Origin of the sequence: Oerskovia enterophila, from assembly GCF_044748475.1 — a bacterium.
In the GTDB taxonomy this organism is placed as follows: Bacteria; Actinomycetota; Actinomycetes; order Actinomycetales; family Cellulomonadaceae; genus Oerskovia; species Oerskovia enterophila.
The window spans coordinates 114,253-136,228 of record NZ_JBIVFZ010000004.1; the positions used below are offsets into that span (position 1 = coordinate 114,253).

Below are 21,976 nucleotides of genomic sequence, written 5' to 3' on the forward strand. Positions count from 1 at the left end.
TCCGCCCTGAGCCTCGGAGCGCGCGGCCTCCGGCGAGACGCACAGGGCTCACAGGTGGACCGACGACTCGGTCTCCTGCATCTCGGGGGGCTCGATCTGGAACGTGCAGTGGTCGACGTCGAAGTGCCCGCCCAGGCACTCCTTGAGCCGTCGCAGCACCGCTGTCCCCTCCCCCTGCTCGAGCATCTCGGCCTCGACCACCACGTGGGCCGACATGACGGGCACGCCCGACGTGATGGTCCAGGCGTGCAGGTCGTGGACGCCGACGACCCCGGGGATGCCCTCCATGTGCGTCCGCACCTTCTCGAGGTCGACCCCTGCGGGCGTCGACTCGAGGAGCACCGCGGCGACCTCGCGCAGGAGCGTCAGCGCGCGAGGCAGGATCATGATGCCGATCGCGACCGAGGCCAGGCCGTCGGCCCATGCGAAGCCGAGGGCGACGAACACCCCGGCGACGATCACCGCGACCGAGCCCAGGAGGTCGCCGAGCACCTCGAGGTAGGCCCCCCGGACGTTGAGGCTCTCGCCCTGACCGGCCGACAGGAGGCGGAGCCCGACCACGTTCGCGACGAGCCCGACGACCGCCACCCCGATCATGAGGCCGGCCTCGACGTGCGGGTCGGGGGCGCGGACCCGCGAGACCCCCTCGACGATCGCGAGCACCGCGACGACCCCGAGGATCAGCGCGTTGGTCATGGCCGCGAGGATCTCCGCACGCTGCCACCCGAAGGTCCGGGTCGCCGACGCCGGGCGCGTCGCGAGCCAGCTCGCGAACAGGGCGATCCCGATCCCGGTCGCGTCGGTCAGCATGTGCCCTGCGTCGGCGAGGAGCGCGAGCGAGCCCGAGACCAGCGCACCGACGACCTCGAGGACCATCACGCCGAGCGTGATGGCCAGGACGATCACGAGCCGACGGCGGTGCGCGCCCGTGGCGGTCGCCGCGCCGTGCGAGTGGGAGTGGGAGTGGCCGCTCATCGCGAGCCGCCTCTGGTCGCCTCGACGACGCGCTCGGCGTCGGCCAGGATGTGCGCGACCTCGGGCCGCGCGAGCCGGTACCAGGAGGACCGTCCCTCGCGGCGCACGTCGACCAGGCCCGCGTCGCGGAGCGTCGCGAGGTGGACCGACACGGTCGACTGCGCGAGCCCGAGCTCGCTCGTCAGGTCGACGACGCGGTGCTCGGCCCGCGCCAGGAGGTGCACCATCGAGAGGCGGTGGGGCTCGGCGAGCGCGTGCAGGAGGCGGGCGACGGCCGCGTGGTCGTGCCCGGGGGCCGACGGCAGGGCCGGCTCGACCGCCACAGCGACCGGCGCGCCGCCCACGTCGACCTGCCCCACCCCCGCCGCGGCGGCTGCGGCACTCCGCGAGCGGAGGTGCGTCCGCGGGGTCGTCTCACGTCTCATCGCCATGCGTCGATATTATCGCCAATCGACGATGAATGAAACCCCTGTGCACCGGCAGTGAAGCGGGCGGCTCGTCAGGCCCAGCCCAGCTCGTGCAGCCGGTCGTCGTCGATGCCGAAGTGGTGGGCGATCTCGTGCACGACCGTGACGACGACCTCCTCGACGACCTCCTCACGGGTCTCGCAGATCGCGAGCGTGGGACGGCGGTAGATCGTGATCCGGTCCGGGAGCGCACCCGCAGCCCACATGAGGTCCCGCTCGGTGAGCGGCACGCCCTCGTAGAGCCCCAGGAGCTCGGGGTCGTCGTCGGGGGCATCGTCCTCGACGAGCACCACGACGTTGTCCATCTGCTCGGCCAGCTCCTCCGGGATCTCGTCGAGCGCATCGCGCACCGCGTCCTCGAAGTCCTCGCGCGTCATCTCCACCACGAGCACCATCCTCCCCCGCCGACCGGACGGAGGGGTCGCCCGGCAGGTTCGGCAACGCTTGCCGGGAGTCCGCAGCCCCGGGATCCTGCCGTTTTGCACCGCGCCCCCAGTTCCCCGTATGCTGACGGAGGTCTCTCGGCGACTCGTGCCCCGTAGGCGGTACGGGTTGTCCAGGAAACTAGGCCCCCATCGTTTAGCGGCCTAGGACGCCGCCCTTTCACGGCGGTAGCACGGGTTCGAATCCCGTTGGGGGTACTCGGAAAGATCCGATTAACGGATCGGCCCGGAAGTGAGATACGATTCTCGAGGTTCGAACGGCAAAGGCCGGGAGAAACTCATGCAAGGCCCTGTAGCGCAGTTGGTTAGCGCGCCGCCCTGTCACGGCGGAGGTCGCGGGTTCAAGTCCCGTCAGGGTCGCTCGACAGCGACTGCCCGGTCATCACGACCGGGCTTTCGTGTCAAGGCTCTGTAGCTCAGTTGGTAGAGCGTTCGACTGAAAATCGAAAGGTCACCGGATCGACGCCGGTCGGAGCCACTTCCACGAAAGCCCCATCTCGTTCACTCGAGGTGGGGCTTCGTCGTTCCCGTGCACCCGACGCTCCGACCGTCGACCCGCACCGCGCCGCTCGACCACCACCCACGACGCCGTCTCGACTCCGGCCACCCGTGCGTCCCGAGCGCATGGCACATCGGACTCCCGCTCGCACCCTCGGCGCGCGGAATTGCCCTGGACGCCGTTGACCGGTTGAGTGGGACATGAAGAACGACTCTTCGAGCCGCAGGCATCCCCTGCGTGCACAGGCGCTCCATCCGGACGTGCCAGGAAGGTGACCACCATGAGCGACTGGGACGACGGGCAGACACCTCCCCCGAACCCGAAGCCCTCGATCGGCAAGCTCGTCGAGCAGATGTCGGAGCAGGCCACGCGCCTGGTCCGCACGGAGATCGCGCTCGCCAAGAAGGAGCTGACGACCAAGGCCGCCCGATCAGGCATCGGGATCGGGATGTTCGTGGTCGCCGGCGTCCTTTCCCTGTACGCGCTCGGCTTCCTCCTGCACTCGGCCATGGTCGGCCTCGCGCACGCCGTCCCGCTGTGGCTCGCCGCGCTGATCGTCGGCGTCGCTCTGCTCCTCGTCGCCGGCCTCCTGGCGTTCGTGGGCAAGAAGCAGCTGACCAAGGGCATGCCGCCGACCCCCGAGGCGACCATCGCCAACCTCAAGGAAGACGTCGCCACCGTCAAGGAAGGACTGCGCCCGTGAGCACCGAACCGACCCAGGCCGAGCTGGAAGCCGAGATCGTACGGACCCGGGCCGAGCTCGCAAGCACGATCGACGAGCTGACCACCCGGCTCGACCCGCGCACCCAGGCCGCGAACGTGGCGCACCAGACCAAGCAGGCTGCCGCCGACACCGGGAGCTTCTTCACCGGTGGCGGGCTGCCCGAGCACGACCCGACGCGCGCGCGCAACGTGAAGATCCTCGTCACCGGGACCGTCGCGACCATCGCCCTGGTCGTCGCCGCGATCCTCCGCAAGAGGTCCTGACCGGCCCTGAACACGACCGAGCCCGGCGCCACCGGCGCCGGGCTGTCGGCTGGTCGAAGTGGAAGAGGCTGCGGACGCGACGGGGAGCACCGGGAAACTGGTCCCGGAGCTCCTCAACGGACCGACAGCGTGGGCTGGGCGCAGGAGTGTCCACCGCGCCGTCGGTCAGCCCTTGTCGACGCCCTCGGCGTTCTCGCTCGCGGCACCCAGGAGTGCGCGGACCTCGGACTCGCGGTAGCGACGATGCCCCCCGAGGGTCCGGATCGACGACAGCTTGCCGGCCTTGGCCCAGCGAGTGACGGTCTTGGGATCGACGCGGAACAGGCTCGCGACCTCGGCCGGTGTGAGCAGAACTTCGGACTCTCCATGGACGGACATCACTGCACCTCCTCCTAGCGACTGGCTGGTCCGACGGTGACGTCGGAACGCGACGACAGCACTGCGCTAGCCCCTCTATTGTCGCAGCATGACGATTTTGGGCGACTTGGCAGACAGGGTGAATTAGACGGGGTATGGCCGGTACAGGTGATTCGGCCTCGCCGGGAGCCCTCTCGGCGGAGGCTCCGTGCGGAGCCGGACAGCCTCCGCACCACCCCCGGCGCGGCCCGCTCGCCCGAGCCCACGAGACCCACGAGGCACTCCCCCGGTCACGTCGTTGTGTGGAGACAGTGTGACAAGGCACCCGTTCGGACCATCCGAGTGGCTGGAATGTATCCCGAGCATGTACCGTTGGACTCTGAACAGACGAAACAACACCCCGGGGCCGCACGTCTGAGTACGTTGCCGCCCCGCTTCTACGTTGAGGGGGTCGGAGCCATGGGCCGCGGCCGTCAGAAGGCTAAGCAGACCAAGGTCGCTCGTGCGCTGAAGTACTACAGCCCCGAGACGAACTACCAAGCTCTCGAACAAGAGCTCACCGGTCATAGCCACACGGATCTCGCGACAGATCCTCGCTACGGAGCGAGGTCTTCCGAGGACAACAACGGAGACTACGACCAGCCGTTCGCCGGCTGGTCCGACGACCGCTGACACGATCTCGTCCCCCTGCGACCAGCAGGCCCCAGGGGACCGCAGGTCCGTATGATCGCGAGTTCGTCAGTCGACCGACCGACCCGCGAGGCGTTCCCCGTACGACGAAGGCGCGTCCTTCTCCCCCAGGCTCCAGGGCCCGAGGAAGAAGGACGCGCCTTCGTCGTCACCGCACTCAGTTGCGGTAGTCGCCTGTCAGACGCACCGCGCCGGCGTGCACGCCCTTGGTGCCCACGACGAGGTCCTCACCGAGCGAGGAGACCGTGGTCGACTCGTCGAGAGCGCTGACCGTCCCCAGGACCCAGGCGGGCAGACCCAGCTCCGCGCACCGCGCGAGCGCCGCGTCGGCGCCGTCCTCACCCACGATCGCGACCATGCCGACGCCCAGGTTGAGCGTGTTCTCGAGGTCGCGACGAGGCACGTTGCCCAGGTCCCGCACCACGGTGAAGACCGGAGGGACGTCCCACGAGCCGCGGTCCACGGTGCCGACCAGCCCTGCCGGGAGGACGCGGGCGAGGTTCGCCGCGAGCCCACCACCCGTGACGTGCGTGAACGCGTGGACCTGCGCGGCGTCGTCGTGCGCCAGGGCGAGGCAGTCGCTCGCGTAGACGCGCGTGGGCTCGAGGAGCTCCTCGCCGAGGGTGCGGCCGAACTCCTCGACCTCGCGGTCCAGCTCCCAGCCCGCGTGCTTGACGACCGCGCGCACGAGCGAGTAGCCGTTCGAGTGCAGACCCGACGAGCCCAGCGCGATCAGGACGTCACCCTCACGGACACGCTCGGGGCCGAGCAGACGGTCCGCCTCGACGACCCCGGTCGCGGCACCCGCGACGTCGTACTCGTCCTCGCCCAGGAGGCCCGGGTGCTCGGCCGTCTCGCCGCCGACGAGGGCCGTACCGGCGACCTCGCACGCGGCCGCGATGCCGCGGACGATGCCCGCGATGCGCTCCGGGACCACCTTGCCGCACGCGATGTAGTCCGTCATGAAGAGCGGCTTGGCGCCCACCACGACGATGTCGTCGACGACCATGCCGACCAGGTCGAAGCCGATCGTGTCGTGGATGTCCAGGGCCTGCGCGATCGCGACCTTGGTACCCACGCCGTCAGTCGACGTCGCGAGCAGCGGCTTGGTGTAGGTCGCGACCTCGCTGAAGTCGTAGAGCCCGGCGAAACCGCCCACTCCTCCGAGGACCTGGGGGCCGTGCGTGCGGCGCACGGCATCCTTCATCAGCTCGACGGCCTTGTCGCCCGCCTCGGTGTCGACACCGGCTGCGGCGTACGTGAGACCTTCAGACACGAATGAACTCCTGGTGGTTGCGGCGCGCCCGGCGTCCGGGCGGTGCGTCGTACGGGGTCAGGGGTGGTCGAGGGCGGTCCCGCCGCCCACTCCCACGGAGAGCGAGCGCAGGCCGTCCTCGGGGGCACCGAGCGGGAGCTCGGCCTGCTCGAGGAGGTGCTTGCCCAGCTGGTCGTCCGGCGGCAGCTCGATGGGGTACTTCCCGGTGAAGCAGGCGGTGCACAGCTGCGACGCCGACTGCTCGGTCGCCGCGATCATGCCCTCCTCCGAGATGTAGCCGAGAGTGTCCGCGCCCAGCGAGGCGCCGACCTCGTCCGGGGACAGGCCGTTCGCGATGAGCTCGGCACGGGACGCGAAGTCGATCCCGTAGAAGCAGGGCCACTTGACGGGCGGGGAGCTGATCCGGACGTGGACCTCGGCCGCTCCGGCCTCGCGAAGCATGCGGATCAGTGCGCGCTGCGTGTTGCCGCGGACGATCGAGTCGTCCACGACGACGAGGCGCTTGCCCCGGATCACGTCCCGCAGAGGGTTCAGCTTGAGCCGGATCCCGAGCTGGCGCAGGGTGTCCGAGGGCTGGATGAAGGTGCGTCCCACATAGGCGTTCTTGGTCAGCCCCTGCCCGAAGGGGATACCCGACTCCTGCGCGTACCCGACGGCCGCGGGCGTCCCGGACTCCGGGACCGGGATCACGAGGTCCGCCTCGATGCCGTGCTCGCGGGCGAGCTGGCGTCCCATCTCGACACGCGCCGCGTGGACCGAGCGACCGTTGATCGAGGTGTCCGGGCGCGCGAGGTAGACGTACTCGAAGACGCAGCCCGCACGCTCGACCGGCGCGAACCGCTGCGAACGCAGGCCGTCGCCGTCGATCGCGATGAGCTCGCCGGGCTCGACCTCACGGACGAACGAGGCGCCCACGATGTCGAGGGCCGGGGTCTCGCTCGCGACGACCCAGCCGCGCTCGAGACGCCCCAGCACGAGGGGGCGCACACCCTGCGGGTCGCGCGCCGCGTAGAGCGTCTTCTCGTCCATGAAGACGAGGCTGAAGGCACCGCGGAGACGAGGGAGGACCTCCATCGCGGTGTCCTCGAGAGAGTGGTCGTCGTCGCCCGCGAAGAGCGCGGTGATGAGCGCCGTGTCGGTCGTGTTGCCACGGGCCAGCTCGCCCCGGCGCTGCGCGCCGTAGCGCTCGGCGACGAGGTTCACGAGCTCGGCCGAGTTGGTCAGGTTGCCGTTGTGGCCCAGGGCCACCGTCCCGGCGGACGTCGCGCCGAGCGTCGGCTGCGCGTTCTCCCAGGTCACCCCACCCGTGGTGGAGTACCGGCAGTGCCCGACGGCGATGTGCCCGGTCAGGGCGTTCAGCGCACGCTCGTCGAAGACCTGGGAGACGAGTCCCATGTCCTTGTAGACGAGGATCTGCTCACCATTGCTGGTCGCGATCCCGGCTGATTCCTGACCGCGGTGCTGCAACGAGTACAGACCGAAGTAGGCAAGCTTGGCGACCTCTTCGCCGGGCGCCCAGACACCGAAGACGCCGCAAGCGTCCTGAGGGCCTTTCTCGCCGGGCATGAGGTCGTGGTTAAGAAGTCCATCTCCGCGGGGGGCCACGGCTCCAGTCTCCCATACGGTCGCCGTTCGCCAGAAGCCGCGATCAGGAGATGGACCGCTCGCCCCGACGCGGGCCCGCCCCTGTACGTGCCCCACCGTGGTCGCTACCCTCACGCAGTGACCGACTCCTCCGAAGACTCCCCGGGCCGCACGATCTCGGTGCTGGGTCGCCCGGTCCCGACGAGCACGCTCCGGCTCGCCGAGCCCGCACCGAGCGGCCCGCAGGTCCTCGCCGACGGCCTGCTGACGATCTCCAGGACCGTCCTGACCTCGGCCGGTCTCGGCTTCCTGGTCCTCCTCGGCGCATGGCTCACGCTCGAGGAGGGATTCCCGGACGTGTGGCGCGACCTGCACCTCGACCCCGTCAGCAGGGCCTCGATCGCCTACGTGTGCGCGGTCCTCGGCGCGGGCGGCATCCTGTACGCACTGTCGAGCGCCGCGTCGCGCACGCTGCTCGGGCGCAGGCTCGACTCGCTCGCGGGCACGGCTCCCGAGCGCGTGCCGGTGCGCACCGTACGGGCTCGAGCCCTCGTCGACGGCATCACTCCCACGGCGCCCCTCGTGGGTCTGTGCGTCGCCCTCCTGATCGCCGTCGGGGTCGCCGCCCTCCTGGTGGCCCCCATCATGATCTTCGAGAGCGACATGGTGGCGGTCGGGCTGGCGGTGCTCGCCGGTGCACTCCTCCTCGCCGGGCTCGTCGGCTCGGCGCTCTCCGCGCTGAGGAGCCGGGGACGACGGGCGTGGACGCTCCTGACAGACCGGCCCCGACAGGCCTGGAACGACGGGGTCGTGCGGAACGCCGAGCGCACCGAGAAGCGCCTCCGCCCCTCCGACGAGCGGACGATCGACCTCGGCAGGGTGCACCGCCTGACGGCCAGGGCACAGAGGCCGCTGACCGTCGTCGGCGGCGTCCTGCTCGGTGCGGGACCGGTCGTGGGGTTCGTGGCGGTCTTCCTCCGACAACCGGGGCGGAACGCGGACACCCTGTACTACGACGAGAAGGGTGAGGCGGCGATCGACGTGCTCATCACGTCGGGGGCCGTGCTCGCGCTCGCAGGATCGGCGGCCCTCCTGCTCGCCCTCGTGGCGACCACCGTGGTCAGGGCCCTCGAGCGCGGCGCGCTGCGCAGGCACGCGCTGGCCGACGACGCAGGCTCGTGGCGGCCCGACGACGCGTTCCTCCGGCAGGCTCTCGACGGGCCACCTCTGCTCTGGGCGGGAGGCGTCCTGCTCCTCGGGCTCGCGACCGTCGTCGTCCCGGCCGTCCTGGCACTGCTCCAGGTCACGGGCGATCCCGCGCACCCTCTGACGACCTACCGCAGCACGATCGAGGCCACGGGCGCGGTGTCGCTCACCGTCGCGCTCCTCGGGGCCGTCGCGGTCACCGTCGGCATGCCGGTGGGGGTCGGGTTCCGTCAGCTGCTCCGCGAGGCGTGGCACCCGGGGGACGATCCCGCGCCGGCGGCGGTCACCGGCTCCTGACGCGGGCGGCCTTCCCGCCGGCACGGCTTTCCGACGGCACGCGTTTCCGGCCGGCCGATGTCACCGCTCGACGGCGAAGGGCATGCGGGGCCGGCGCGCGGACTCGACGAGCCGCGCACCGCGCGACACCGAAGGCGTCAGCGGCGCAGGCTGCGCTTGTCGGCCCAGATCGCCAGGGCGCCCGCGACGAGCGTCGTGAGCGTCGTCGCACCGAGGACGATCACGCTGAGATAGACCCCCGGCTTGAGGACGCCGCTCGCAGCGGGAGAGACGAGCCAGGAGATGCCGACGGCCAGGCCCAGCACGATCCCTGCCAGCGCACCGGTCAGGAAGAACGCCTTGTAGCGCGGAGCGCGGCGGACCGTGGTCGGGTCGATGACCGACTCGATCTCGACCTCGTCACCACGAAGGCCCTGGTTCGCGTCGTCGCGCGGTGCGCCGAACGTCGTGGGGTCGGTGCTGCCGGCAGTGCTGGTGCTGCCGGTCGAGCCGGCCTCCGGCGTCGAAGCGGCGTCGAGGCCGGTCGGGGTCTCGTTCACGTCGGGATCGGGGGTGCTCGTGCTCACGCGCCGACAGTACCCCGTCCCACTGGGAATCCCCTGTGCCCTCCACCCGACCGGTGGCAGGCCCGCGCTCGCCGTGCGCGGTCTCCCTGGCGCGGCCCGCGCGGGTGCGCCCGCGCACCCCGGGGGCGGGACGCCGTCGGGCCTGCTCCCCTGGCGACCAGGAGAGCAGGCCCGACGACGTTCAGACCGTCACACGCGCTGCGTCAGCCGCACGTGACCGCCGGGTAGGCCAGGTCGTAGGTCTCGTAGAAGCCCTGACCGTCCTGCCACTTGTACGCCGCGACGCGCACCGTGCCCGCGGGCACCGACGTCGCACGGCTGTTGAAGGACTGCGCCGCGATCTTGCCCGGGAGAAGCTTGGTGAACTTCTTCTCGCCGAACGCGGTCGTGTAGCGCACGTCGATCGGGAGCGACTCGCCGTTCGTGCCCTTGACCGACAGCTGGACGCGACCCGCGACGCACTGGGTCGTGGCCGTCAGGCCGTCCATGACGACGTCGGGCAGGTCTGCACCCTCGACCGTCAGGGCCAGCCGCGTGACCGTCCCGCTCGGGGCGGCGACGACGTACACGCCGTACTCGCCCCCCGCGGTCTCTGCCGGGACCGGCACCTCGAGGCTCGCAGCCCCGTTCGTGACCGTGCCCGTGGCCACGGGCGTGCCCGGGTTGGCCGCGTCGAACGCCGTGCCCGCAGGCACGAGGTACGCCGAGACGCCCGTGTTGAGCGGGCTGCCGAGCGACGTGAGGTTCAGGCGCGAGACCTGGGCCGTCACGGACTCGCCCGCGGTGACCGTCCCCAGACCGTCCGCGACCACGCTGCGACGAGCGAAGTCGGGGCTGAGGTTCGGGTGGGTCTGCAGGTAGGAGATCCACGCGTCGCGGTCGATCAGACCCGAGTCGCGCGCGTCCGTGCCCTGCGCGAAGACCCGGAAGTTGTCACCACCCGTGGCGAGGAACGAGAACGTCGCGACCCGGTACGTCTTGGCCGGGTCGAGCGGCTCGCCGTCGACCAGGACCGAGGTGACGTTGTCGCCAGGCGTGGCGTTCACGTCGGTCGTCTTGACCGTGTACTTGACGTTGTCCGACAGGCCCAGCGCCAGGAACGGGCGCGACGGGCGCGTGCCGTCGGGGTTGGTCTGCCACTGCTGCTCGAGCATCGTCTCGACCTGCGCGCCCGTGAGGGACACGGTCCACAGGTTGTTGACGAACGGCAGGACCGCGTTGGCCTCGGCGTAGGTGATCACGCCGTCGTCGCCGTAGAACAGCTCGTTGCGCAGGCCGCCCGCGTTGACGACACCGAAGTCGGCGCCGCCTCGGGCCGGGTCGGCCAGCGTGTCGAGCAGCGAGGTCGCCACGAGGTTGCCCAGGGTCGACTCCGAGGCACGGTCGTCACGACCCGTGGAGGGCAGCGGGCCCGAGCCCTTGTACTTGCCGTCGACGTACGAGCCGCCCAGGAAGGCGGTCGTGATGTCCGCGGTGACCGAGCCAACCGGCTGAGCGCCGATGACCTCGGCCTGCGCGAGCGCCGCGTCGACGATCGTCTTGACCTCGGCCACGCGCGGGTACGCCGCGACGAGCTCCGGAGCAGGCGTCGTGGTGCGCTTGACGTTCGCGACCGAGTAGTCGGTGACCTCGTCCGTCGCGGTGTCGAACGTCAGGCTCACGTGCCCGATGTTCTCGCCGTAGCTGCCCGTCTGCAGGACGGGACGGGTCTTGTCGGTGCCGGGGATCGGCGCCTCCCACGCGTACTGCTTGTGGGTGTGGCCCGTGAAGATCGCCGCGACACGGGCGTCCGTGTCGTTGACGATCTGCTCGAACGCGCCCTGGTGGGCGAGCTCCTGCTCGAGCGAGGAGCCGTCCGGCGTGCCGGCGCTCGCACCCTCGTGGTAGAGCGCGACTAGCAGGTCGGCCTCACCGTTCGCCGGGTCGCCGTCACGCAGCTGCGCGGCCACGCGGTTCACGGCCTCGACGGGGTCGCCGAACGAGAGGTCCGCGATCCCGGACGGGGTCACGAGCGTGGGGGTCTCCTCGGTGACGGCGCCGATGACGCCGACCTTGACGCCGTCGACGTCGATCACCGCGTACTCCGGCAGGACCGGGTTGGTGGTGTCCTTGGCGTAGACGTTGGCGCCCAGGTAGGACCAGTCGGCCGCGTCGGTCACGCGCCCCGCCAGGTCGCTGAAGCCCTTGTCGAACTCGTGGTTGCCCACCGCGGAGGCGGACAGGTCCAGGGCGTTGAGCACGTCGATGGTCGGCTGGTCGTCCTGCAGCGCCGACGCGAAGAGCGACGCGCCGATGTTGTCGCCGACCGAGAGGAACGCGGTGCCCGCCGGGTTGGCGGCGCGCAGCTGCTCGACGGTCCCGGCGAAGTTGACCGTGTTCGCGTCGATACGACCGTGGAAGTCGTTGATCGCGAGCAGGTCGAGCTCCTTGACCCCGCCCGGCTCCTCGCCGCCCAGCTCGAGGCCGACCACGATCGGGTCGTGGTCGGACGAGCGGAACGCCGTGGTGTCGTACAGGTTCGAGACGTTGTAGTTGTAGCGGCTGTACTCGTTCGCGATGGGCTCGACCGAGTTGATGTTCCAGATGTCGGTATCCGTCACGGCAGCGGCGGCACCGGGCGAGGCGAGCACGTGGTCGAGCGAGCCGACGAGGCCGTCGAACAGGTACGTCTCCTTGCCCGTGGTGGGGCCGAGGTCCACGTAGCCCGCGTCCGTCAGGACCTTGATCGGGTCCTCCTGGGCGTAGGCGTTGAAGTCGCCCGCGAGCAGCACCTTGTCGGTGCCGGCGGCCGTGGAGACCTGGTCGGCGAACGTGACGAGCGCCGTGGCCTGCTTGACGCGCGAGGCGTTCGAGGCGCCCTGCCCATCGCCCTGGTCGGCGTCGGCACCCGAGCCCGAGCCCTTGGACTTGAAGTGGTTGGCGATGACGACGAAGTCCGAGGAGGCCTCTCCCCCGGCGACCCGGAAGGTCTGGGCGAGCGGCTCACGCGCGTTGTCGAAGGCCGCGACGTCGTGGATGACCGAGGCCCCCACGGGCTCGACGGCCGCCGGACGGTAGATGAAGGCCGTGCGGATGACGTCCTCCGAGGCGGGCAGCGTGGCCGGGGAGGGCACGAACGCCCAGGTCCCCGCGCCAGCCGCGGCGTTGAGCTTCGAGGTGAGCGTCGAGAGCGCCGAGTCGCGGTCCTTGCCGAACGCCTTCGAGTTCTCGATCTCCTCGAGCGAGACCACGTCCGCGTCGAGCGCGTTGATCGCCGCGACGATCTTGGTCTCCTGACGCTGCAGGTTGGTCGCGTTCGCCGCGCCGCGGGCGTCGCAGCCCGTGCGCACCGTGACGGGGTTGCCCTCGCGGTCCGTGTAGAACTGGCACCCGCTGAGCTGGTCGCCCGTCGTGGTGAAGTAGTTCAGGACGTTGAACGTCGCCACGGTCGCGTCGCCGCCCACGTCCTCCGGGGAGTCCGTGCGCGTGTTCGCGAACGTCGCGGGCTGCACCGCGGCGGCGTTGGCCGGGGTCAGCTCCGTGACGGGCTGGAAGTTCCAGCCGTCGAACCGGTAGTCGAGGACCACGGGCGACGTGAACGTCGCGAGGGCTCCGACGCGCACGGGTGCGCCACCGGTCAGGTACGGCAGGGGCTTGGCCTTGTTGGCCGCGTTGTTGAAGTTGGTCGTCGCGCCGTCGTCGAGGTTGACCCGGCGGGCGTTCGCGTCGGCGACCGCGGCTGCGGCCTCCGCGCTGCCCGGGCGGCCGACCGACGTGGGCTGACGGAGCGGCTCGGTGCCGCTGGCCAGGACGACCGAACCGTAGTAGTTCGTGTCGTAGTTGTCGGCGACGGTGTAGTCACCGGCGGGCTGGACGAGCATGCCCTCGAGCTTCTCGCGGTCCGCGTCGGTCGCGGGGTACGCGACGTTCGCGGGCTTCACGACCTCGGCGGGGTCCGTCAGGACCTTCCAGCCGCCCGCGGCAGGCGTGACCTGCGTCAGGCCGAAGTACTCCGAGACGACGCCCGTGACCTCGACGTGCTGACCGACCTGCAGCGCCGTCGCCGCAGCCTTCGAGTACACGAAGAGGCCGTCCGACGCGGTGTGCGTCGCGAGGTCCAGGTCGCCGCCCGAGCCGGCCGTCTGGATGTAGAGGCCGTCGAAACCGCCCGAGGGGTAGGTCGCGGTCACGACGCCGCGCGTCGTGACGGTCTGTCCCACGAGGGGGCTCGCGGCGCCCGTGCCCTGGATCTCGGCGATGGTCCTGGCCGTGCCGGGCTCGGGGTCCGGGCCGGGGCCCGAGCCGCCACCGCTGTTCTGCGGGGTGACGGTGCTGCTGACCGCGAAGTCCACGGAGTTGTCGTCCGTGTCCGCGCCGGCCGCACGGTTGAGCGAGCTGGGCACGTTGTTCGCGGTGCCCGCAGGCGCCGCAGCGGTCTCGAACGTGTTGGACGAGCCGTAGCCCAGGAGGTCGACGACCTGCGGGTTGCCCACGAGCGAGCCCGGCGTCAGCGTGATCGCCGAGGGCGACTTGACCAGCGCGAGCGTGCCGTTCTGGCCCTGCGGGGCGATGGTGCCCGTCGCGTCCGGGGTGGGGAGAGCGGCGCCGTTGGCACCGTTCGAGGCGCCCTGGACCAGGTAGTAGCCACCGGCCTTGATCTTGCCCGACAGCGGGACGACGCCGTTCGAGGCACCGGTGCCCGTCGCGGAGCGGTACTGGACGGACCAGCCCGTGAGGTCGATGTCCGCAGCCGTCGGGTTGTAGAGCTCGACGAACTTGTTGAGGTACGGGGCGTTGGCGCTGCCACCGTTGAGGTACGCCTCGTTGATGACGACGGACGACCCGTCGACCGCAGCAGAGGCAGCCCCCGCGGCTACCGTGCTGAACGCCGCCGTGGCGACGAGCGACGCGGACAGGGTGGCCGCGACCACACCTCTCCTGCGTCGGGACTGATGGTGACTACCGATCACGCTGACTCCTTCGTGTCGTGGCCGGGTTCCCGGCGCGCCCACCTCGGCGCGGGTGGCGCAGGTGCGGGCTCTGGAATCCAACAGCAGGCTGATGAACGCGCGGTGTCCGGCCGGTCACTTCCGGTCGAACGCCCACTTCCCCCTACGAACGGCACTGTCCTGCCGGGGTGCGCGACGTCGTCGTGCGTAGACCGGTCGACGGGCGCCGTCGCCCGTTCGTCCTGGCACGTTATCTCACGATGCAGACACTGGGAACTTCGGGGGTGCGGGTCGCGGGGCGAAGTTCACCCGCACCCTCGCCGGTCCCGTCGACCGAGGTCCCGGCGCGCTCTCAGCCGCGAGCGAGTCGCGTGATCTCCGTACCGTCGGGATCGACCAGGACGAGTCGGCCGTCGACCATGCCGGCCCGAGCCGCTCGCGCCACGTCGCCGGGCACCGCGTCCCCGTCGCAGGCGATCATGGTCTGCGGGCCGGCGGTGGAGAGCAGGCGACCGTCGACGTCCACGGCCCACGAACCGCCCGCGCCGTTGCACCCGTCGAAGCCCGTCCAGGTCCCGTCGTCGTGGAACACCACGTGAGGGTCGGTGGACGAGCCACGGGTCGGCTCCCAGCGCCCGATCAGATCCTGCCCGGTGACAGGCTCGAGGCCGTCGGGCAGGGGGACCGGCCCAGCGAGCGCCGCGCGCACCTCGTCGGTGACCTCGGGTGCTCGCGCGTAGAGCTCCGCGGCGTCCGGGACCGGCTCCGGGGCACCGTCGACCCGCAGGCCGGCAACGACGTCACCTGCCGCGTCGAGGAGGCGCCAGCCGCCGACGCCCTCGGACTCGTACGCCACGGCTGCGCGCAGCCACGGCACCTCGGGTATCCCCTCCACCGCGCACGCCGCGAGGGCGCTGTACGGATCCGACGCGACGAAGGCGCGCCCCGCCGCCTGCCAGCCTCCTTCGACGAAGGCACCACAGTCCCTCCAGAGCTGGTAGGTCCCTGCCTCGAGCCGCAACCACGTGTCCGGCCCCTCGCCCTGCGCCCCGACGACCCGCCACATCCCGACGAGCTCGATCGGGTCGGCCTGCACTGCCCTGACGCCCGCCGTCGGGGCGCTGGCGCCACCGCCGTCAGGAGCGGTGCACGACGTGATCAGGACGACGGCAGCCGCCACGGCGAGCAGCGGGAGCACGCGAACGGGTTCGGTCGGGGCCATACCCCGATGATGTCGCGACGACCCCACATCTTGCAGCCCGTCCCCGCCCACGAGACGCCACGACGGACGGCAGCGCCCCGGCTCGCGCGGTGGGTCACCCACCCGGACCGGCACGGGTCGCGGGGCGAAGTTCACCCGCTGGTCGGGAGGTGTCCGCGTGCCCGACGGCGGCGCGCGGGTCCGCGCGGTCGGCTCGCCCTAGCGGTCGCGGCGGCGGGCGGCCTGCAACGGCAGCAGTGCCGAGATGTCCGACCGTTCGCCCGACGCGCTGATGCGTCCGTCAGCGACGGCGTCGGCCCAGGCCACGGCGCCCGTGACCAGGCCGAGCCAGGTCTCGGGGTCCGTCTCGACCACGTTGGGCGGGGTCCCACGGGTGTGCCGCGGTCCCTCGACGGCCTGGACCGCCCCGTACGGGGGGACCCGGACCTCGACCGCGTGCCCCGGCGAGACCTCGGCGAGCTCCTCGAGCGTGAAGCGGACGGCGGTCGTGACCTCGGGACGGCCGGCTGCACCGTCCTGCCAGGCGGCCAGGGCGGTACGGCCGACGGCCGGGTCGGTGCGACGACGAGGAGGCATGGGTCCATCCTCCCCTCTGCCCCGCCGAGTGCATGATTCCGCTGCGACTCGCCGGGCGTTTCGCAGCGGAATCGTGCACTCGGCGGGGAGGGCGCCTCAGACCAGGTCGAACCCGACCTTCCGCAGCTCGATCGACGCCTCGCGCAGCCGCACCCGGACCGGGTCGCCGAGCGGCAGGCCGACGCCCTGGACGCTCGCACGGACCGCGGGCTCGGCGATCACGACCTGACCGCGCACCAGGTCGTGGCCGGCCGTCGCCGGTGCTGCCGCTCCGGTAGAGGGATCGCCGGCCGCGGAGGTGGCCGACCCGTCGCGGGCCGACACCTTCGCGGCTCGCTCGGCGTCCTTGGTCGCGCGGCGTCGGCGCTCGTCGTCGTTCTCGACGTCGACCACGACCGCGTCGAACTCCTCGCCCACGCGGCCGACGAGCAGCGCGGCCTCGACGACGTCGACGCTCGAGCGCTCGTACGAGCCGGCCCTCTGCCCCGTGCGGGCCATGGTCCGCGGCAGTCCCGGAAGTGCCTCGCGCACCCAGGTCGGGACCTGCGCGCCCGCACTGAGGGCCAGGCAGATCTCCGTGCCGTAGCGGTCGACCAGGCGGCGCAGCGGTGCGGTCACGTGCGCGTACTCGGCCGCGATGGCGGCGTGCGCGACGTGGTCGGGCACCTCCGGAGGCTGCCCCACCCCACCGAACGGCGCGTACGAGGCTCCCCGGAACAGCGACGTCGCCTCGTTGAGGAAGGCGGCGTGCCGCGAGGTCCCCGAGTCGAGCGTCGGCAGCAGGTCGCCGTACGCGATGTCCTCGGGCCAGTCGATGCCCAGCGCCCGGGCCGTACGCCGCAGGCGCGCGAGGTCACGCGGGTCCGCCGCGGGCAGGGTGCGGAAGATCCCGACACCGCCCGCGCGCATGAGCCGTGCCGCCGCGATCCCGGTGAGCAGGGAGATCTGGGCGTTCCACCCCTCGACCGGCAGCGTCGAGCGGAACGCGAGCCCGAACGTCCCGTCCGGGTGCGCCACGACGTCCTGCTCGGGCACGTTGAGCGACACGCCGCCACGCTCCCGCTCGCGCGCCTCGCGCAGCAGCCCGATCTCGCGGAGCAGGTCGAGCATCTCGCCCGCGTCGCCGGCGTCGAGGCGGGCCTGGACCTCCTCGTAGGTGAGTCGCGCCGTGCTGCGCACGAGGGCACGCTCGACCCGCGCGGAGACGATCTCTCCGCGCTCGTCGAGCTCGACGTGCCAGACGGCGGCGGGCCGGTCCGCGTCCGGCAGGAGGCTCGCGGCCGACTCCGACAGCACCTCCGGGTGCAGCGGGGTCCGCTCGTCGGGGCCGTAGAGCGTCATGCCCCGCTCGTTCACCTCGGCGTCCAGCGCACCGCCCGGGGTCACGAACACTCCGAGGTCGGCGATCGCGTAGCGCACGACGAATCCCCCGGAGGTTCGTTCGAGATGGACGGCCTGGTCGAGGTCCATGGAACCCGGCGGGTCGATCGTCACGAAGCCGACGGCACGCAGGTCCGCCCGTCCCGGCGACACGTCGGTCGCGGCCGCGGCCGCTGCGTCGTCGAGCACGTCCTGCGGGAAGCCCGCGGGGATCTCCATCTCGGCACGCAGCGATGCGAGCGCCGCGAGGACCGGGTCGGCCGCGGGCCGGACGGGGGCGGTGGTGGGCGCGATGCGCAGGTTCCTGGTGGGCACGTCCCGACTCTAGGCCGTCGCTCCGGCGTCGGACGGTGGCGCGACGGTGACGCGACGGGATCGCCGACCAGCAGAGCCGGGTGAGCCGCCGGTGGGGCCGTGTGCCGGCGAGGCCGCCGCACTGGCGACGAGGAACGGCCCCGGGCATCTGCCCGGGGCCGTTCCTCGTCCTGCCGGTCGCCTGCTCGCCACCGGCACCGCTCCGGCGGCCGACCTCAGAGGTCGGCTGTGCCGAAGCGGTCGCGCACCGCACCGGCATCCCCCGAGGTTGCCGATGCCGACGCGAGCTCTCTGCGCACCTCCTCGCGAAGCCGCCCGTGGTTCTCCGGGTTGGGCGCCGCCCCCAGGAGGAGCTTCGTGTAGTCGTGCTGCGGGTTGAGGATGACCTCGTCCGACGGCCCACGTTCCACGATCTTCCCGCGGAACATCACGATGATCTCGTCGCTGAAGTGACGAGCGGTCGCGAGGTCGTGCGTGATGTACAGGACGCCCAGGCTCTCCTCGCGCTGCAGCCGGGCCAGAAGGTTCAGCACGGACAACCGGATCGAGACGTCCAGCATCGAGACCGGCTCGTCCGCCACCAGGAAGCGGGCTCCCGGGGCGAGCGCACGGGCGATCGCGACACGCTGTCGCTGCCCACCGGAGAGCTCGTGCGGCCGTCTCGCCGCCACGATCGGTGCGGGCGTGAGGTTCACCCGCTCGAGGAGCTGGTGGACCTGTGCGTCGATCTCCGTGCGCCCCTTCGCCTTGCCGTGCAGCCGGAGGGGACGCTCGATGTGGTGCGCGATCGTGTGGAACGGGTTCAGCGAGGCGAACGGGTCCTGGAAGACCATCTGCACGTTGCGGCGGTACTCCGCCAGCGCGCGCCCGCGGGTCGCGCTCTTCCTGCCGTCGATGAGGATCTCGCCCGACGTCGGCGTCTCGAGCTTGGAGATCATCCGGGCGACGGTCGACTTGCCCGAGCCGGACTCTCCGACCAGGGCGATGGTCCGGCCGGGCTCGAGCGTGAACGAGACGTCGTCCACGGCACGGAACTTCTTGCCCGCCCCGCTGCCGCGCACGCGGAAGTCCTTGATGAGGTTCTTGACCTCGAGCGTGCTCACAGTGCGTTCCCTTCCGTGCTCTCACCGCTGCGCACGAACGAGCCACGGTCCCCGGTGAGACTGGGGAAGGAGGCGAGAAGCTTGCGCGTGTACTCGTGCTGCGGCTTCGCGAAGATGTTCGCCGAGGTGTTGAGCTCGACGATCTCGCCGTGCCGCATCACCGCGATCCGGTCGCTGATCTCGAGCAGCAGCGGCAGGTCGTGCGTGATGAAGACGACCGCGAAGTTGAACTGCTCGCGCAGGCGCATGATCTCTCGGAGGATCCCCCGCTGCACGACGACGTCGAGAGCGGTCGTCGGCTCGTCCATGATCATGACCTGCGGGTTGAGCGCGAGCGCCATGGCGATCATGACGCGCTGGCGCATGCCGCCCGAGAGCTCGTGGGCGAAGCTGTTGAGACGGTTCGGGTCCACACCGACGAGCTGCAGCAGCTCCCGGCTGCGCTCGAGCTTCTCGGCGTTCGACATGCCGGGACGGTGCGTGGTGAAGACGTCGAACAGCTGGGACCGCACGCTGATGACCGGGTTCAAGGAGTTCATGGCTCCCTGGAAGACCATCGAGATCTTGTCCCACCGGAACGCCCGCAGCGCGTCCCCCTCGAGCGCGGCGACGTCGATGTCCGTCCCGTCCTGGTCGTGGAAGACGATCTCCCCTGCGGTACGCAGGGCGGGTGGCTTCAGGAGCTGGTTGATCCCGTAGGCCAGGGTCGTCTTGCCGCATCCCGACTCTCCGGCGAGGCCGAGGATCTCGCCACGGTGCAGGGTCAGGGACACGTCCTTGACAGCCTTGACCGGGGGCGTGACCTCGTACTCGATCGAGACGTTGCGCGCTGTGAGGACCGGCGCGAGGCCGGCGATCGACTCCGCGTGGTCGGGCGTCGTCAGCGGCCCGGTCGTGAGCGCCGTCATGCGTTCACCCTCTCCTTCTCCTTGGCGTTGCCGCCGGTGTCGTCGCCGTCGACGGGGGCGTCGGCCTCGGGGTCCGGGCGCGTGTCCTCGTCCCGTACCTGCGCCTTGCGCGCCTTGCGGACGCTCTTGACCGCCGCCGGCGCCGTGCGCAGCTTCGGGTTGATGATCTCGTCGATGCTGAAGTTGATGAGCGAGAGACCACAGCCGAACAACGCGATCATGAGGCCCGGCGGCACGAACCACCACCACGCGCCGATCGTGAAGGCGTTGTGCTGGCTGGCCTGGTTGAGCATGGTTCCCCAGGTGATCGCCCCTGACGGGCCGAGCCCGAGATAGGACAGGCCGGCCTCGGCGAGGATCGCGAGCACGACGGCGAAGAGGAACTGTGCGGCGAGCAGCGGCAGGAGGTTCGGCAGGATCTCGACCGTGATGATGCGCATCGGCTTCTCGCCCGCGACGCGGGACGCCGCCACGTAGTCGCGGCTCCGCAGCGACTTGGCCTGCGAACGAAGCACGATCGCCGAGCCCGCCCAGCTCGTCAGGCCGAGGACGACCGCGATGATCCACATGCTGCGGCTCTCCATGTAGCTCGCGATCACGATGACCAGCGGGAGCCCCGGGATGACGAGCATGACGTTGGTGACGAGCGAGAGGCCCTCGTCCGTCCAGCCGCCGACGTAGCCGGCGACGATCCCGAAGAACAGCGACAGGACGACGGCGATGGCCCCCGCGACGAGGCCTACGGTCAACGACCCGGCCGCGCCTTCTGCGAGCTGCGCGAAGAGGTCCGCACCGAGGTTGTTGGTGCCCAGGAGGTGTGCCGCGCTCGGCGGCTCGAACACCGGGTTGTCGTAGTTCCAGGGATCCTGCGTGACGAACGGCGCGATGATCGCGAACAGGCCGATACCGATCGTGAGCACCAGACCGACGATCAGCTTGCCCGACCTGCGAGGCAGCATCTCGCGGAACCCGCGCCGGGGCGGGGCGACGACCGGTGCGTCGGCCGTCAGTCCTGCCGTCGAGACGTCCCTCGGGGTCGGGACGTCGGGCACGAGCCCCTCGGTACGGTCCCTCGGAGCGATCCCGTCGGCCACCGTCTCGGCGACCGGGGACGAGCTGGTGGCGGGAGTCACGAACTCCTGCGTGCGGATGTCGTCGTCAGCCATTGTGTCGAGCCCTCGGGTCGATGAAGCCGTACAGAAGGTCCATGAGGAAGTTCGCCGCGAGCACCGTGACGGTGATGACGAGGAACACCCCCTGCATGAGCGCGAAGTCCTTGTCCTGGACCGCGTTGATCATCAGCTTCCCGACACCGGGGTAGGTGAAGACCTGCTCCATGACGATCGACCCGGCGACCACGAAGCCGAGCGAGACGCTGAACCCGGCGAGCGACGGCAGGGCCGCGTTGCGCGTGGCGTAGGTCGTGAGGATCCGGAAGGGTCGCAGCCCCTTGGCCTCGGCCGTGGTGATGTAGTCCTCGGACAGGGTAGAGACCATCATGTTGCGCATCCCGAGGAGCCAGCCGCCCACCGAGGACAGGACGATCGTCAGCGCGGGCAGGAACCCGTGGTAGACGGCGCTCGAGAAGAACTCCCAGGTGGGCACTGGGCCGTCCGGGAACATGAACGTGTCGTAGCCGCCGATGATCGGGAACCAGGCCAGGTTCACGGAGAACACCGCGATGAGGATCAGTGCGAGCCAGAAGTACGGCACGGACTGCAGGAGGGTGGATGCCGGGATGACCCCGTCCACCCAGGTTCCCCGCCGCCAGCCGACCCACGCGCCCAGGGAGATCCCGATGACGAAGGACAGGACGGTCGCCAGGCCGACGAGCACGATGGTCCAGGGCAGAGCCTGACCGATCAGCTCGGACACCGGGGCGGGGAACTTGGTGATGGAGGTCCCGAGGTCGCCGTGCAGGAGGTTGTTCCAGTACCGCAGGTACTGGTCCCACAAGGACGCCTGGTCGTCGGAGCCGAAGAGGAGCTGGATGCTCTTCTCCATCGCGGGGGTGAGCTCTCCCTTGCGGGCCATCTTTGCCCGGAAGATGTCCTCCGCGTTCCCCGGCATCAGCCGAGGGATGAAGAAGTTGAGGGATATGGCGGCCCACAGGGTGATCACGTAGAACGTGAGCCGCCGAGCGTAGTACTTCACCGTTCTGTACGTCCCATCATCATCGAAGCTCCTCCTCGGCCCG

General features: G+C 70.9%; 19 protein-coding genes and 3 tRNA genes. 7 read left to right on the forward strand and 15 right to left on the reverse strand.

What is annotated here, in order from left to right; translation table 11 throughout:
• Positions 1 to 48: 48 nt before the first annotated feature.
• The 3 genes from ACIPWA_RS13565 to ACIPWA_RS13575 form a co-directional block, all read right to left on the reverse strand.
• On the reverse strand, positions 49 to 975 hold the full coding sequence (locus ACIPWA_RS13565) for a cation diffusion facilitator family transporter (RefSeq protein WP_400290929.1): 927 nt from the start codon (positions 973 to 975) through the stop codon (positions 49 to 51).
• Positions 972 to 1,406, reverse strand: a complete 435-nt coding sequence (locus tag ACIPWA_RS13570; RefSeq protein ID WP_400290931.1) for an ArsR/SmtB family transcription factor — start codon at positions 1,404 to 1,406, stop codon at positions 972 to 974. The genes ACIPWA_RS13565 and ACIPWA_RS13570 overlap by 4 nt, the downstream gene beginning before the upstream one ends.
• Positions 1,407 to 1,474: 68 nt before the next feature.
• On the reverse strand, positions 1,475 to 1,837 hold the full coding sequence (locus ACIPWA_RS13575; protein WP_068625970.1) for a metallopeptidase family protein: 363 nt from the start codon (positions 1,835 to 1,837) through the stop codon (positions 1,475 to 1,477).
• 173 nt (positions 1,838 to 2,010) lie between these two features.
• On the opposite strand from ACIPWA_RS13575, the gene ACIPWA_RS13580 reads away from it, so the two are divergent.
• From ACIPWA_RS13580 to ACIPWA_RS13600, 5 genes are all read left to right on the forward strand, one after another.
• A tRNA-Glu gene (locus ACIPWA_RS13580) sits at positions 2,011 to 2,083 on the forward strand.
• Positions 2,084 to 2,171: 88 nt separating this feature from the next.
• Positions 2,172 to 2,245: transfer RNA gene (locus ACIPWA_RS13585), tRNA-Asp, on the forward strand.
• Positions 2,246 to 2,290: 45 nt separating this feature from the next.
• Positions 2,291 to 2,363: transfer RNA gene (locus ACIPWA_RS13590), tRNA-Phe, on the forward strand.
• A 301-nt stretch (positions 2,364 to 2,664) separates the two neighbouring features.
• Positions 2,665 to 3,087 (forward strand): phage holin family protein, encoded by a 423-nt coding sequence (locus tag ACIPWA_RS13595; protein WP_068625971.1) that lies wholly within the window; start codon positions 2,665 to 2,667, stop codon positions 3,085 to 3,087.
• Complete coding sequence (locus ACIPWA_RS13600) at positions 3,084 to 3,371, forward strand: DUF3618 domain-containing protein (protein WP_056652396.1); 288 nt, start codon at positions 3,084 to 3,086, stop codon at positions 3,369 to 3,371. The genes ACIPWA_RS13595 and ACIPWA_RS13600 overlap by 4 nt, the downstream gene beginning before the upstream one ends.
• A gap of 165 nt (positions 3,372 to 3,536) precedes the next feature.
• On the opposite strand, the gene ACIPWA_RS13605 is transcribed toward ACIPWA_RS13600, so the two are convergent.
• Positions 3,537 to 3,749, reverse strand: a complete 213-nt coding sequence (locus tag ACIPWA_RS13605) for a BldC family transcriptional regulator (RefSeq protein ID WP_030151000.1) — start codon at positions 3,747 to 3,749, stop codon at positions 3,537 to 3,539.
• Positions 3,750 to 4,100: 351 nt separating this feature from the next.
• On the opposite strand from ACIPWA_RS13605, the gene ACIPWA_RS13610 reads away from it, so the two are divergent.
• Complete coding sequence (locus tag ACIPWA_RS13610; RefSeq protein WP_369800640.1) at positions 4,101 to 4,400, forward strand: DUF3073 domain-containing protein; 300 nt, start codon at positions 4,101 to 4,103, stop codon at positions 4,398 to 4,400.
• 175 nt (positions 4,401 to 4,575) lie between these two features.
• On the opposite strand, the gene purM is transcribed toward ACIPWA_RS13610, so the two are convergent.
• Positions 4,576 to 5,694 carry a phosphoribosylformylglycinamidine cyclo-ligase gene (gene purM, locus ACIPWA_RS13615; RefSeq protein ID WP_400290934.1) on the reverse strand — a complete coding sequence of 373 codons (1,119 nt, stop codon included), beginning with the start codon at positions 5,692 to 5,694 and terminating at the stop codon, positions 4,576 to 4,578.
• Between the two features lie 57 nt (positions 5,695 to 5,751).
• Positions 5,752 to 7,299, reverse strand: coding sequence for an amidophosphoribosyltransferase (gene purF / locus ACIPWA_RS13620; RefSeq protein WP_056652405.1), 1,548 nt, complete (start codon positions 7,297 to 7,299; stop codon positions 5,752 to 5,754).
• Between the two features lie 117 nt (positions 7,300 to 7,416).
• Between purF and ACIPWA_RS13625 the strand changes: the two genes are divergently transcribed.
• Positions 7,417 to 8,781, forward strand: coding sequence for a hypothetical protein (locus tag ACIPWA_RS13625; RefSeq protein ID WP_400290938.1), 1,365 nt, complete (start codon positions 7,417 to 7,419; stop codon positions 8,779 to 8,781).
• Between the two features lie 137 nt (positions 8,782 to 8,918).
• On the opposite strand, the gene ACIPWA_RS13630 is transcribed toward ACIPWA_RS13625, so the two are convergent.
• The 9 genes from ACIPWA_RS13630 to ACIPWA_RS13670 form a co-directional block, all read right to left on the reverse strand.
• Entirely contained in the window at positions 8,919 to 9,347 is a 429-nt protein-coding gene (locus ACIPWA_RS13630) for a hypothetical protein (protein ID WP_068625973.1), read from the reverse strand.
• A gap of 203 nt (positions 9,348 to 9,550) precedes the next feature.
• Entirely contained in the window at positions 9,551 to 14,257 is a 4,707-nt protein-coding gene (locus ACIPWA_RS13635) for an ExeM/NucH family extracellular endonuclease (protein WP_400290941.1), read from the reverse strand.
• A gap of 370 nt (positions 14,258 to 14,627) precedes the next feature.
• The gene (locus tag ACIPWA_RS13640) at positions 14,628 to 15,497 is read right to left on the reverse strand and encodes an META domain-containing protein (RefSeq protein WP_400290943.1); all 870 of its coding nucleotides are present in this window, start codon (positions 15,495 to 15,497) and stop codon (positions 14,628 to 14,630) included.
• A gap of 198 nt (positions 15,498 to 15,695) precedes the next feature.
• Positions 15,696 to 16,073 carry a sterol carrier family protein gene (locus tag ACIPWA_RS13645; RefSeq protein WP_068625975.1) on the reverse strand — a complete coding sequence of 126 codons (378 nt, stop codon included), beginning with the start codon at positions 16,071 to 16,073 and terminating at the stop codon, positions 15,696 to 15,698.
• 96 nt (positions 16,074 to 16,169) lie between these two features.
• Positions 16,170 to 17,768 carry an RNB domain-containing ribonuclease gene (locus ACIPWA_RS13650; protein ID WP_400290945.1) on the reverse strand — a complete coding sequence of 533 codons (1,599 nt, stop codon included), beginning with the start codon at positions 17,766 to 17,768 and terminating at the stop codon, positions 16,170 to 16,172.
• 215 nt (positions 17,769 to 17,983) lie between these two features.
• A complete protein-coding gene (locus ACIPWA_RS13655; RefSeq protein ID WP_400290948.1) occupies positions 17,984 to 18,871 on the reverse strand; it encodes an ABC transporter ATP-binding protein in 888 nt (295 codons plus the stop codon).
• A complete protein-coding gene (locus ACIPWA_RS13660) occupies positions 18,868 to 19,779 on the reverse strand; it encodes an ABC transporter ATP-binding protein (RefSeq protein ID WP_400290951.1) in 912 nt (303 codons plus the stop codon). The genes ACIPWA_RS13655 and ACIPWA_RS13660 overlap by 4 nt, the downstream gene beginning before the upstream one ends.
• Complete coding sequence (locus ACIPWA_RS13665; RefSeq protein WP_157257661.1) at positions 19,776 to 20,945, reverse strand: ABC transporter permease; 1,170 nt, start codon at positions 20,943 to 20,945, stop codon at positions 19,776 to 19,778. Before ACIPWA_RS13665 ends, ACIPWA_RS13660 begins: the two co-directional genes overlap by 4 nt.
• Positions 20,938 to 21,933 carry an ABC transporter permease gene (locus tag ACIPWA_RS13670; RefSeq protein WP_400290953.1) on the reverse strand — a complete coding sequence of 332 codons (996 nt, stop codon included), beginning with the start codon at positions 21,931 to 21,933 and terminating at the stop codon, positions 20,938 to 20,940. The genes ACIPWA_RS13665 and ACIPWA_RS13670 overlap by 8 nt, the downstream gene beginning before the upstream one ends.
• Positions 21,934 to 21,976 lie beyond the last annotated feature (43 nt).

Excerpts from the sequence above, each read along its gene's own strand:
- ACIPWA_RS13565 (WP_400290929.1), bottom strand. The coding sequence starts at position 975 with ATGAGCGGCCACTCCCACTCCCACTCGCACGGCGCGGCGACCGCCACG.
- ACIPWA_RS13570 (WP_400290931.1), bottom strand. The coding sequence starts at position 1,406 with ATGGCGATGAGACGTGAGACGACCCCGCGGACGCACCTCCGCTCGCGG.
- ACIPWA_RS13575 (WP_068625970.1), bottom strand. The coding sequence starts at position 1,837 with ATGGTGCTCGTGGTGGAGATGACGCGCGAGGACTTCGAGGACGCGGTG.
- ACIPWA_RS13595 (WP_068625971.1), top strand. The coding sequence starts at position 2,665 with ATGAGCGACTGGGACGACGGGCAGACACCTCCCCCGAACCCGAAGCCC.
- ACIPWA_RS13605 (WP_030151000.1), bottom strand. The coding sequence starts at position 3,749 with ATGTCCGTCCATGGAGAGTCCGAAGTTCTGCTCACACCGGCCGAGGTC.
- ACIPWA_RS13640 (WP_400290943.1), bottom strand. The coding sequence starts at position 15,497 with ATGGCCCCGACCGAACCCGTTCGCGTGCTCCCGCTGCTCGCCGTGGCG.
- ACIPWA_RS13645 (WP_068625975.1), bottom strand. The coding sequence starts at position 16,073 with ATGCCTCCTCGTCGTCGCACCGACCCGGCCGTCGGCCGTACCGCCCTG.
- ACIPWA_RS13660 (WP_400290951.1), bottom strand. The coding sequence starts at position 19,779 with ATGACGGCGCTCACGACCGGGCCGCTGACGACGCCCGACCACGCGGAG.
- ACIPWA_RS13665 (WP_157257661.1), bottom strand. The coding sequence starts at position 20,945 with ATGGCTGACGACGACATCCGCACGCAGGAGTTCGTGACTCCCGCCACC.